This is a genomic window from Janthinobacterium sp. BJB446, from assembly GCF_002735655.1.
In the GTDB taxonomy this organism is placed as follows: Bacteria; Pseudomonadota; Gammaproteobacteria; order Burkholderiales; family Burkholderiaceae_D; genus Janthinobacterium; species Janthinobacterium lividum.
Window position 1 is genome coordinate 128,593 of record NZ_PDZK01000007.1, and the last position, 10,559, is coordinate 139,151.

The window sequence follows — 10,559 nt, forward strand, 5'->3', positions numbered from 1 at the left end:
TAGTTGCCAGGGGGGCATAAAGCACAATATTGTCGCACGGAAATGCTCACTTTCCTGCGTAATACTCTGGCACGATGAGGGTGACTTCCAGTCCACCGTCGACGTGATTGAGCAGTGAAACCGTGGCGCCGTGCTGCTCGGCGATATTGCGCGCGATGGTCAGGCCCAGGCCCGTGCCGCCCGATTCGCGCGAACGCGACGTCTCGATGCGGTAAAACGGTTCGAACACTTTAGCCAGTTGATCTGGCGCAATACCCGGCCCGCCGTCGCGGATGCAGATGCGCGCGGCGCCGGCGATGCGCTCGACGGTCACCTGCGCGTACAGGCCATATTTGACGGCATTGTCGATCAGGTTCACCAGGCAGCGCCGCATGGCAATGGGGCGCGCCATCAGGGCCATGCCCGCCTGTCCACTGAGGGTGACTTTCTGGCCGGCATCGGCCGCGTCGGAGCAGACGCTATCGAGCAGGGAATCGAGATCGAGCGCCTGCATCGCTTCCGTGCTGTCCATCGAGCGGGCCAGGTCCAGCCCTTCCTTGACCATGCTTTGCATGGCCGACAGGTCGCCCACCAGGCGGTCATACAATTCCGTATCCGCCACTTTTTCCAGGCGCAAGCGCAAGCGCGTCAGCGGCGTCTGCAAGTCGTGCGTGATGGCCGCCAGCATCTGTGTCCGCTGGGAAATATGCTGGCGGATGCGCGCCTGCATGGCATTGAAGGCGGCGCTGGCCTGGCGGATCTCGCTGGCGCCCGACAGGGTCAGCGGCGGATGGTTGATGTCATTGCCCAGGTCTTTCGCCGCCTGCGCCAGCTGCTTGAGCGGGCGCATGGTCATGCGCGTCACCAGATAGGCGAGGATGGCGATGCTGATCAGGAAAGGCAGCAGGGTCATCCAGTCGTTATGTTCATTGAACGGTGGCTGCTGGCGCGGCGGCAAGACCATCAGGCGCAGCACGTGGCCATCCTGCATGCGCACGTCGAGGTTTTCGCAGGTGCCGCCCCATGGCTTGGCGGAAAACATACCCGGCGACTGGCGCGGCTTGACGCATGCGGCCGGACGTTCGGCCAACGCGCTGACCTTGAAGCCTTCGCCCAGCTTGGCTTGCAGGGCGGTGGAAAATTCCGTCGGCGCACCGGGCCTATGTTCCGTATCGGGACGCAGCTCCAGGCGCACGCTGCCCTTGTTGGCCACTTTCAGGTAGGCGGCGCGCGAAGCCAGCGGCACCACGTCGGCCGCCATCACCAGCTGCTCGGCTCGCTCGACGGCGTGGTAGTCGCGGTATTGCTCGATGGCGCGCTGGCGTTCGCCCACGGCCAGCCACTGCGTCAGCGCGGCCGAAGCGACGATGCCGATCAACAAGAACATGAAGACACGGCCCGTCATCGAGCCCAGGAAGGCCTTCACGCGTGCGGCTCCACATTGACCTGGCCAGCCAGCACGTAGCCGCCGTTGCGCACGGTCTTGATAATTTGCGGCAAGCGGGCATCTTCACCGAGCTTTTGCCGCAGCCGGCTGATCTGGATATCGATCGAGCGGTCGAACGGGTCGGCGTCGCGGCCCTGCGTCAGGTTCAGCAGCTGGTCGCGGTTGAGCACGCGGTTCGGGTGTTCCAGGAAGACGCGCAGCAAACGGAATTCCGCGCCCGACAGCATGATCACCAGGCCGCTGGGATTGAGCAGGTGGCGCGCCGTCAGGTCCAGCGTCCAGCCGGAAAAGCGGATTTGCTGCGCCTTGTCCGACGGCACGTTCGACGGCATGGCATGGCTGCGGCGCAGCACGCTGCGTATGCGAGCCAGCAATTCGCGGGGCTCGAACGGTTTCGGCAAGTAATCGTCGGCGCCCATTTCCAGGCCCAGGATGCGGTCCAGCGGCTCGTTGCGCGCCGTCAACATGATCACCGGCACGGTCGATTGGGCGCGCAGCTTGCGGCACAAGGTCAGGCCGTCATCGCCAGGCAGGTTCAAGTCGAGCACGATCAGGTCGGGCCGCGTTTCATCGAGGATTTTCCACATGGCCGTGCCATCCGCCGCACCCAGGGTGCGGTAGGCGTTCGTTTCCAGGTAGTCCGCCAGCAAGCTGCGGATATCGCGGTCGTCGTCGACGATGAGAATTGTAGAAGTGGGTTCCATGGTACGAATTATCCCCACTTCCCCCGCCCTTGCACAACGCATTTGTATCGTCTTGTATATAGAAGACCCGAAGAAACATATAGATACAAACTGTCTGGCAGCGGACACTTCGGGGAAACATGGCGCGTCCACCATGGATTCATGTGCAGCAACATGTACATCCCTCACTTTTACAAAGGAATCCAGATGAACGCCTCAATGACAACCTTGCGCAAGAACTTGATCATCGCCATGAGCGTACTCGGCATGGGTGCGGCATCGCTGACCGTCCACGCCCAGGAAGCGGCCGCCAGCGCGCCTGCCGCCAGTACCAAGATGCAACACGACGGCCACCGCGGCCAGCACCGCGGCGGCAATCCCGCCGAACGCATGGCCAAGTACCAGGCCCGCCTGCACGACAAGCTGAAGCTGACGGCAGCGCAGGAACCGGCCTGGGCCACTTTCACGGCCGCCAACGCGCCGAAAAAGCCGATGGGTGACTGGAAGGCCAAGCGCGAAGCGATGGCCAAGCTGTCGGCGCCGGAGCGCATGGAGCAATGGATCGCCATGTCGAAGGAACGCATCGCCAGCCAGGAAAGCCGTCTGGCCTCGCTGAAAACCTTCTACGCCGTGCTGACACCGGAGCAAAAGAAAGTGTTTGATGACAGCGTGCCTGGCGGCAAGCACGGCGGCCATCGCGGTGGCCACCACGGCATGCATCAGCAGCCGAAAGCCGGGTAAGTCGGATTAGGTCCGCAGGCCCGTAATCCGACAACTTTGTTGGCGTGTATGGTGGTGTCGGGTTACGCCCTTAGGGGCTAACCCGACCTACCCGGCCTACTCGTCGAGCTTGCGCAAGGAGGTCAGGAAGGTGGCTGCATTCTGGAAGCCGATCACGCGCGACTGGGCAATTTCCTGCCCTTGCGGGTTGAACATGATGATGCCCGGCGGGCCGAACAGCTGGAAACGTTTCAGCATGGCCTTGTCGTCCGCGTCATTGGCCGTCACGTCCACTTGCAGCAGCACGGCTTGCCCCATCTTCTCGCGCACGGCGGGATCGACGAAGGTCAGTTTTTCCATCTCGATGCACGACACGCACCAGTCCGCATAAAAGTCCAGCAGGGCCGGCTTGCCATTGAGCTGGGCCAGCGCCGCGTCCAGCTGCGCCACGGTCTTCACGCGCGTAAACGGCTGGGCATGCACTTGCCCGCCGCCCAGGTGGGCCAGCGGCGCCAGCGGGTCGCGGCCACCGCTGGCCACACCCACCAGTTGCATCGCCCCCAGCAAGGCAAACACGAGGCCGAAGGCCTTGGCTACCCAGGCGTTCTTCGCGCCGCTCTTGCCCACCAACAAATACATGCCATAGCCGACGAACAAGACCATCCAGCCCAGCATCTGCACGGCGCCCGGCAGCACGGGCGAGACCAGCCACCAGGCCACGCCCAGTTGCAGCACGCCAAAGAAGCGCTTGACGGCATCCATCCAGGCGCCGGCACGGGGCAGCAAGGTGCCAGCCGACACGCCCACCAGCAGCAAAGGCACGCTCATGCCCACTGCCATGGCAAACAGGGCGCTGCCGCCGATGACGACGTCGCGTGTCTGGCTGATGTACAGCAAGGCGCCAGCCAGCGGCGCGGCCACGCAGGGCCCCACGATCAGGGCGGAAATGGCGCCCATGACGAACACGCCCGCCAGGCGGCCCGAAGACTGCTGGTTCGATACGGACGTCAGCTTGCCTTGCAGGAAAGCCGGCACTTGCAGTTCATACAAGCCGAACATCGACAGCGCCAGGCCCGCCATCAACAGGGCAAAGAAACCCAGCACCCACGGGTTTTGCAGCTGGGCCGCCAGGCCTTCGCCGGCCAGACCGGCCGCCACGCCCAGCGCCGTGTAGACGATGGCCATGCCCAGCGCGTACGTCAGCGACAGCAGCAAGCCGCGCGAGCGGCTGACCTTTCCGCCATCGCCGATGATGATCGACGACAAAATCGGCACCATCGGCAGGACGCACGGCGTAAATGCAAGGCCCAGGCCCAGCAGCATGAACAGCGGCACGATGACGAGCAGCTTGCCGCCCTTCAGGGCCGCTTCGATCTTGCCCATCTCGCTTTGCGCGGGCGCGGGGCTTGCCGCCACGGGCGCCGCCGCGACCGGCTCGGGCGTGCTAGTGATGTCGGCCTGCGGAATGCTCATCACGGACACGCCAGGCGACGCTTGCGCCTGCGGGCCGTTGACGGCCGCCGTGTCGACTGCCGGCGTGGCCGGCAGGGCAAACTTCGACGGCAAGCCGCCCGGCGCCATGCTCTGGCCGCCGCCACCGCCCACCAGCTGGGCTGTCGCATCCTGCGGCGCATAACACAGGCCCTTGTCGGAGCAGCCCTGTCCCGTCGCTTTCAAGGTAAACGGCCCGGCAGCTTCCACGGGAATCGTGATGGTGAGGGTCTTGCGGAAGGTTTCCACGTTCTTCTGGAAGGTATCGTCGAACTTGACCTTGCCAGCCGGATACACCGGCGTGCCCAGCTTGGCGCCCACGGCCTCGAACTTGAAGCGCTCGTGGTACATATAGTAGCCATCGGCAATCACATACGTGACGGCGATGGTGGCCGGATCCTGCATGCGGGCGGAAAACTTGAAGGCCAGCTCGGGGTCGAGGAATTCATCGTCGGCGCGGGCTTGACCCGTGCCAAAGACGGCCATGGCCAGCAGCAAACAGGTGGCAAACCAGATCAGCAGTTGATGCAGGGGAGCGGCGCGCGCGGTGGCGCTGGAGGGGAAACGGGACATGAACTACCTTTTCAACCATTCGACAGAGGACGCGCGGGGCGTGCAGTGGCTGCAGGGCCGGCGCGAAAGAAGAATAGTACACCGCAGCAAGGATAGCTGCAGCAGAAAACAAAAAAGCCAGGCTAGGCCTGGCTTTCATTGAAGCAATTACTGGGATTACTCGCCAGCAACTTCAACTGCTTCGGTCGTATCTGGACGATCCATCAGTTCAACGAACGCCATAGGAGCGTTATCGCCGACGCGGAAACCCATTTTCAGGATACGCACATAACCACCGTTACGGTTGGCGAAACGTGGGCCCAGTTCAGCGAACAGTTTGACGACCATTTCACGGTCGCGCAGGCGGTTGAAGGCCAGACGCTTGTTTGCCAGGGAGTCGGTTTTGCCCAGGGTCAGAATTGGCTCGACAACGCGGCGCAGTTCTTTTGCTTTTGGCAGGGTGGTTTTGATCGCTTCGTGACGCAGCAGCGATACTGTCATGTTGCGCAGCATTGCCAGACGGTGGGACGAGGTACGATTCAGTTTACGGAGGCCGTGACCGTGACGCATGATAAATCCTTTCGGTGAGTGTTTAAATTCCAGTTCTTCGATCAGCTGAGTGGGAAACCCCTTACAGCCGCGGACCGGTTTGGTACTACAAAATAAAAGCCTGGGACACCTGTCCCAGGCAGTTTGCTGCAACTTGCTTTTACTGCGATTACTTTTCCAGGCCGGCAGGCGGCCAGTTTTCCAGCTTCATGCCCAAGGTCAAGCCGCGCGATGCCAGCACTTCCTTGATTTCGTTCAGGGACTTGCGGCCCAGATTTGGCGTTTTCAGCAGTTCGTTTTCCGAACGTTGGATCAGGTCGCCGATGTAGTAGATGTTTTCCGCTTTCAGGCAGTTCGCCGAACGCACGGTCAACTCCAGGTCGTCGACTGGACGCAACAGGATAGGATCGACCAGCGGAGCGCGCGATGGCGCTTCGGCGGCGGCTTCCGTGCCTTCCAGGGCAGCGAACACATTCAACTGGTCCACCAGGACGCGGGCCGACTGGCGGATCGCTTCTTCCGGCGAGATCACGCCGTTGGTTTCGATGTTGATGATCAGCTTGTCCAGGTCGGTACGCTGTTCAACGCGGGCCGATTCAACGAAGTACGATACGCGGCGCACTGGCGAGAACGACGCATCCAGAATGATGCGGCCGATGGTCTTGTTCGTGTCTTCCGACAGGCGACGCACGTTACCAGGAACGTAGCCGCGGCCTTTTTCAACCTTGATCTGCATGTCCAGCTTGCCACCAGCGGTCAGGTGGGCGATCACGTGGTCAGGGTTGATCAGTTCGACGTCATGCGGCAGGTCGATATCGGAGGCCAGGATCGCGCCTTCGCCTTCTTTTTTCAGGGTCAGGGTTACCGAATCGCGGTTGTGGACTTTGAAAACCACACCCTTCAAGTTCAGCAACAGATCGACGACGTCTTCTTGCACGCCATCGAGGGAGGAATATTCGTGGACGACGCCAGCGATCGTCACTTCGGTCGGCGCGTAGCCTACCATCGACGACAGCAGAACGCGGCGCAACGCGTTACCCAATGTGTGGCCATAGCCGCGCTCGAACGGTTCCATCACGACCTTGGCGTGACCTGCACCGAGAGCTTCAACATCGATAATACGTGGCTTCAACAAACTGTTTTGCATGAAATGTCCTTTTCAATACCCTCGGCTCATTACACCGATAAGGCTGATGGCATTAGTAAAACGCCCACCCGAAAGAAAACGAGTGGGCGGTGATGGTGCTAACTGCTATTAACGCGAGTACAGCTCGACGATCAGCGATTCGTTGACGTCGTTAGCGATTTCGTTACGCTCTGGCAGGGACTTGAAAGTACCTTCCATTTTCTTGGCATCAACCGAAACCCAGCTAGGCATACCAACTTGTTCAGCCAGCGACAGTGCTTCAACGATACGCACTTGCTTTTTCGATTTTTCACGAACAGCAACGATGTCGCCAACTTTGACTGCGTACGAAGCGATGTTCACAACGATACCGTTCACGGTGAACGCTTTGTGGCTGACCAATTGACGCGCTTCAGCGCGGGTCGAGCCAAAGCCCATGCGGTAGCAAACGTTGTCCAGACGCGTTTCCAGCAACTTCAACAGCGTTTCGCCGGTGTTGCCTTTACGACGGTCTGCTTCAGCGAAGTAGCGGCGGAATTGACGTTCCAGCACGCCGTACATGCGCTTGACTTTTTGCTTTTCGCGCAGTTGGTTACCGTAGTCCGAGGTGCGGGCGCCGGATTTGACACCGTGTTGGCCTGGCTTGACGTCCAGTTTGCACTTGCTGTCCAGCGAGCGACGTGCGCTCTTCAGGAACAGGTCTGTACCTTCACGGCGGGAAAGTTTTGCTTTAGGTCCGATATAACGTGCCACGATACTTCCTTTTTTTAAATGATAACGCCCCAGCCACATGCATGATCAAACACACTGATGCGGTTAGGCGCTAGTCTGATTTGGTTTCAATCAGACGGTGGCTGAAAACGAAAAACCCGTCAAACAGAATTTGACAGGCAAGAACAGCCGGGCAGTATAACCGTTTCCGGCTCCCTGCTCCAGCGTTTTCACACAACTGTACTGAGTTACAACAGACAGCAAAGCAGCTGGCGCCGAAGCGCCCTCTGCAACACTATCTTAGATACGACGACGTTTCGGTGGACGGCAACCGTTGTGCGGTACCGGCGTCACGTCCTGGATCTCGGTGATCTTGATGCCCAGGTTGTTCAGCGCGCGAACGGCGGATTCACGACCAGGACCTGGGCCCTTGATACGTACTTCCAGGTTCTTCACGCCACACTCAACAGCCACTTTACCAGCGGCTTCCGCGGCGACCTGCGCTGCGAACGGGGTCGATTTACGCGAACCCTTGAAGCCTGCACCGCCGGAGGTAGCCCACGACAAGGCATTGCCTTGACGATCGGTGATGGTAATGATGGTGTTATTGAACGAAGCGTGGACATGTGCGATGCCTTCAGCGACGTTCTTTTTAACTTTTTTACGCACGCGTGCTGATGCGGCGTTATTTTGCGACTTAGCCATAATTATTCCCTAGCGGATTATTTTTTCAGCGATTGAGCGGCTTTACGCGGTCCCTTGCGGGTACGTGCGTTCGTACGCGTACGCTGGCCACGGCAAGGCAGACCCTTACGATGACGCATGCCGCGGTAGCAACCCAGATCCATCAAACGCTTGATGTTCATGGACAGTTCACGACGCAGATCGCCTTCGACGATGAATTTACCTACTTCATCGCGCAGCTTTTCCAGTTCGCTGTCATCCAGATCTTTGATCTTTTTGTTGGTTGCTACACCGGTCGATGCACAGATTTTCTCTGCGCGTGGACGGCCCACACCGTAGATGGCCGTCAGGCCGATAACGGTATGCTGATGATTTGGGATATTAACCCCTGCAATACGTGCCATTTGTTATTCCTCGATTAACCTTGACGCTGCTTGTGACGTGGTTCCACGCAGATAACGCGGACTACGCCTTTGCGCTTGATGATCTTGCAGTTGCGGCAGATCCGCTTGACTGATGCGAGAACTTTCATTTTTGGGCTCTTTCTTTCGCTTCTTTGGTTTGATTCAGTGTGTTACTTGGTACGGAACACAATGCGGGCTCGGCTCAGGTCGTACGGCGTTAACTCCACCGTCACCTTGTCTCCAGGGAGAATGCGAATATAGTTCATCCGCATTTTACCTGAAATATGCCCGAGCACCACGTGTCCGTTCTCCAGCTTCACTCGAAATGTTGCATTTGGGAGATTCTCAAGAATCTCGCCCTGCATCTGTATGACGTCGTCTTTTGCCATTCGGTATGTTTACCGCGCTTAACGCGTCGGAATTCCGCCCTTGAAATTTGCTTTGCGCAGCAGCGAATCATATTGCTGCGACATCACGTAGTTCTGTACTTGCGCCATGAAATCCATGGTGACAACTACAATAATCAATAAAGAAGTACCGCCGAAATAGAATGGTACTTTCCACTGGGCTTGCATAAATTCCGGCAATAAACACACCAGGGTGATGTAGACTGCGCCGGCAAGTGTCAAGCGTGTCAGGATCTTGTCGATGTAACGGGCTGTCTGCTCGCCTGGACGGATCCCGGGAATGAACGCACCGCTTTTCTTCAAGTTATCCGCTGTTTCCTTGCTGTTAAATACCAGCGCTGTATAGAAGAAACAGAAAAACACGATCGCCACTGCGTACAACAGCGCATGGATAGGCTCACCAGGCCCCATCGATGCTGCCAAATCTTTCAAGAACCGCACCGCAGGGTTAGCGTTGTCGGCGCCCTTTGAAAACCAGTCCACGATAGTGGCCGGGAACAAGATGATCGAAGAAGCAAAGATCGGCGGGATCACGCCGGCCATGTTCAGCTTCAACGGCAAATGGCTGGTTTGACCGCCATAAATCTTGTTGCCTACCTGGCGCTTCGCGTAATTGACCAATATTTTGCGCTGACCACGTTCAACGAATACAACGAAGTACGTTACCAGTGCTACCAGGATCACGATGAAAATCGCGCTGAAGCTGCCGATCGAACCATTCGACACCTGAGTGAACAAGCCACCCAACGCCGACGGCAGACCTGCTGCAATCCCGGCAAAAATGATGATCGAGATGCCATTCCCCAAGCCACGCTCGGTAATTTGCTCACCCAACCACATCAAAAACATTGTTCCGGTCAACAAAGTGACGACCGTCACGAAGCGGAATGCAAGACCAGGTTCCAACACCAGACCAGCTTGCGACTCCAGTGCGACTGCAATGCCTAACGCTTGGAACAGTGCCAGGGCAACCGTGAAATACCGGGTGTACTGGGTGATCTTGCGACGACCTGCTTCGCCTTCTTTTTTCAACGCTTCCATCTGCGGTGACACGATCGACAGCAATTGCATGATGATCGAGGCCGAGATATAAGGCATGATACCCAGCGCAAACACTGTAAAACGAGACAAGGCACCGCCCGAGAACATGTTGAACATGCCCAGGACGCCGCCTTCGTGCTCCTTGAACAGCGAGGCTAATTGTGTCGGGTCAATCCCGGGAACCGGGACGTGAGCACCGATACGATAAACCACCAATGCGCCAAGCAAAAACCAGAGCCGTCCCCAAGGGAAACCGGCCGCTGCACTTTTAGCAAGTTGTGGATTAGTCGCCAATTTTCGCTCCGATCAAGCTGTTAGCGGTCAACTCAGGCTACCGAGCCGCCGGCTGCTTCGATGGCTGCTTTCGCGCCAGCGGACACTTTCAAGCCCTTCAAATTCACCGCTTTGGTGATTTCGCCGGACAAGATCACGCGCACGTCACGGGCCAACACGCCCAGAACGCCAGCTTGCTTCAAGACCAGAATGTCGACATCGCCAACAGCCAGGTTGTTCAGATCGGACAGGCGCACTTCAGCTTTGAAGGTTGCGTGCATCGATTTGAAACCGCGCTTAGGCAGACGGCGTTGCAGAGGCATCTGACCGCCTTCGAAACCGACTTTATGAAAGCCGCCCGAACGCGATTTCTGACCTTTGTGACCACGACCCGAGGTTTTACCCAGGCCGGAGCCGATACCGCGACCGACGCGACGCTTGTAGTGCTTAGCGCCTTCGGCTGGTGCAATAGTATTCAATTCCATGATTTGC

13 protein-coding genes are annotated in these 10,559 nt (G+C 58.5%); 1 reads left to right on the top strand and 12 read right to left on the bottom strand.

The genetic code is table 11. The features are described from left to right. Positions 1 to 46: 46 nt before the first annotated feature. The gene (locus CSQ92_RS26900) at positions 47 to 1,405 is read right to left on the bottom strand and encodes an ATP-binding protein (RefSeq protein ID WP_034778284.1); all 1,359 of its coding nucleotides are present in this window, start codon (positions 1,403 to 1,405) and stop codon (positions 47 to 49) included. Then, the gene (locus CSQ92_RS26905) at positions 1,402 to 2,130 is read right to left on the bottom strand and encodes a response regulator (protein ID WP_034753223.1); all 729 of its coding nucleotides are present in this window, start codon (positions 2,128 to 2,130) and stop codon (positions 1,402 to 1,404) included. Before CSQ92_RS26905 ends, CSQ92_RS26900 begins: the two co-directional genes overlap by 4 nt. A gap of 186 nt (positions 2,131 to 2,316) precedes the next feature. Here CSQ92_RS26905 and CSQ92_RS26910 point away from each other — a divergent pair, with 186 nt between their 5' ends. Then, positions 2,317 to 2,850, top strand: a complete 534-nt coding sequence (locus tag CSQ92_RS26910) for a Spy/CpxP family protein refolding chaperone (RefSeq protein WP_170846394.1) — start codon at positions 2,317 to 2,319, stop codon at positions 2,848 to 2,850. A 96-nt stretch (positions 2,851 to 2,946) separates the two neighbouring features. Here CSQ92_RS26910 and dsbD read toward each other — a convergent pair whose 3' ends face one another. From dsbD to rplO, 10 genes are all read right to left on the bottom strand, one after another. Continuing rightward, positions 2,947 to 4,893 (bottom strand): protein-disulfide reductase DsbD, encoded by a 1,947-nt coding sequence (gene dsbD / locus CSQ92_RS26915; RefSeq protein WP_099395870.1) that lies wholly within the window; start codon positions 4,891 to 4,893, stop codon positions 2,947 to 2,949. A 156-nt stretch (positions 4,894 to 5,049) separates the two neighbouring features. Continuing rightward, positions 5,050 to 5,442 carry a 50S ribosomal protein L17 gene (gene rplQ, locus CSQ92_RS26920; RefSeq protein ID WP_034753219.1) on the bottom strand — a complete coding sequence of 131 codons (393 nt, stop codon included), beginning with the start codon at positions 5,440 to 5,442 and terminating at the stop codon, positions 5,050 to 5,052. A gap of 148 nt (positions 5,443 to 5,590) precedes the next feature. Next, a complete protein-coding gene (locus CSQ92_RS26925) occupies positions 5,591 to 6,568 on the bottom strand; it encodes a DNA-directed RNA polymerase subunit alpha (protein ID WP_008444343.1) in 978 nt (325 codons plus the stop codon). A gap of 108 nt (positions 6,569 to 6,676) precedes the next feature. Beyond that, positions 6,677 to 7,300, bottom strand: coding sequence for a 30S ribosomal protein S4 (gene rpsD / locus CSQ92_RS26930; RefSeq protein ID WP_010394478.1), 624 nt, complete (start codon positions 7,298 to 7,300; stop codon positions 6,677 to 6,679). A gap of 258 nt (positions 7,301 to 7,558) precedes the next feature. After that, positions 7,559 to 7,963 (bottom strand): 30S ribosomal protein S11, encoded by a 405-nt coding sequence (gene rpsK / locus CSQ92_RS26935; RefSeq protein WP_010394475.1) that lies wholly within the window; start codon positions 7,961 to 7,963, stop codon positions 7,559 to 7,561. Positions 7,964 to 7,980: 17 nt separating this feature from the next. Continuing rightward, the gene (gene rpsM, locus CSQ92_RS26940) at positions 7,981 to 8,346 is read right to left on the bottom strand and encodes a 30S ribosomal protein S13 (protein WP_046681666.1); all 366 of its coding nucleotides are present in this window, start codon (positions 8,344 to 8,346) and stop codon (positions 7,981 to 7,983) included. Positions 8,347 to 8,360: 14 nt separating this feature from the next. Further along, positions 8,361 to 8,474 (bottom strand): 50S ribosomal protein L36, encoded by a 114-nt coding sequence (gene rpmJ, locus CSQ92_RS26945; RefSeq protein WP_010394471.1) that lies wholly within the window; start codon positions 8,472 to 8,474, stop codon positions 8,361 to 8,363. Positions 8,475 to 8,516: 42 nt separating this feature from the next. Then, positions 8,517 to 8,735: a translation initiation factor IF-1 gene (gene infA, locus CSQ92_RS26950; RefSeq protein WP_005663428.1), complete on the bottom strand. Its 219-nt coding sequence runs from the start codon at positions 8,733 to 8,735 to the stop codon at positions 8,517 to 8,519. A gap of 18 nt (positions 8,736 to 8,753) precedes the next feature. After that, complete coding sequence (gene secY, locus CSQ92_RS26955) at positions 8,754 to 10,088, bottom strand: preprotein translocase subunit SecY (RefSeq protein ID WP_010394438.1); 1,335 nt, start codon at positions 10,086 to 10,088, stop codon at positions 8,754 to 8,756. 32 nt (positions 10,089 to 10,120) lie between these two features. Continuing rightward, positions 10,121 to 10,552 carry a 50S ribosomal protein L15 gene (rplO, locus tag CSQ92_RS26960; protein ID WP_034753211.1) on the bottom strand — a complete coding sequence of 144 codons (432 nt, stop codon included), beginning with the start codon at positions 10,550 to 10,552 and terminating at the stop codon, positions 10,121 to 10,123. Positions 10,553 to 10,559: the final 7 nt, after the last annotated feature.

What these genes read in the sequence shown, in the direction of transcription:
- CSQ92_RS26910 (WP_170846394.1), top strand. Translation starts at nt 2,317, where the DNA reads ATGAACGCCTCAATGACAACCTTGCGCAAGAACTTGATCATCGCCATG.
- infA (WP_005663428.1), bottom strand. Translation starts at nt 8,735, where the DNA reads ATGGCAAAAGACGACGTCATACAGATGCAGGGCGAGATTCTTGAGAAT.
- CSQ92_RS26925 (WP_008444343.1), bottom strand. Translation starts at nt 6,568, where the DNA reads ATGCAAAACAGTTTGTTGAAGCCACGTATTATCGATGTTGAAGCTCTC.
- dsbD (WP_099395870.1), bottom strand. Translation starts at nt 4,893, where the DNA reads ATGTCCCGTTTCCCCTCCAGCGCCACCGCGCGCGCCGCTCCCCTGCAT.
- CSQ92_RS26905 (WP_034753223.1), bottom strand. Translation starts at nt 2,130, where the DNA reads ATGGAACCCACTTCTACAATTCTCATCGTCGACGACGACCGCGATATC.
- rpsK (WP_010394475.1), bottom strand. Translation starts at nt 7,963, where the DNA reads ATGGCTAAGTCGCAAAATAACGCCGCATCAGCACGCGTGCGTAAAAAA.
- rplQ (WP_034753219.1), bottom strand. Translation starts at nt 5,442, where the DNA reads ATGCGTCACGGTCACGGCCTCCGTAAACTGAATCGTACCTCGTCCCAC.
- rpmJ (WP_010394471.1), bottom strand. Translation starts at nt 8,474, where the DNA reads ATGAAAGTTCTCGCATCAGTCAAGCGGATCTGCCGCAACTGCAAGATC.
- rpsM (WP_046681666.1), bottom strand. Translation starts at nt 8,346, where the DNA reads ATGGCACGTATTGCAGGGGTTAATATCCCAAATCATCAGCATACCGTT.
- rplO (WP_034753211.1), bottom strand. Translation starts at nt 10,552, where the DNA reads ATGGAATTGAATACTATTGCACCAGCCGAAGGCGCTAAGCACTACAAG.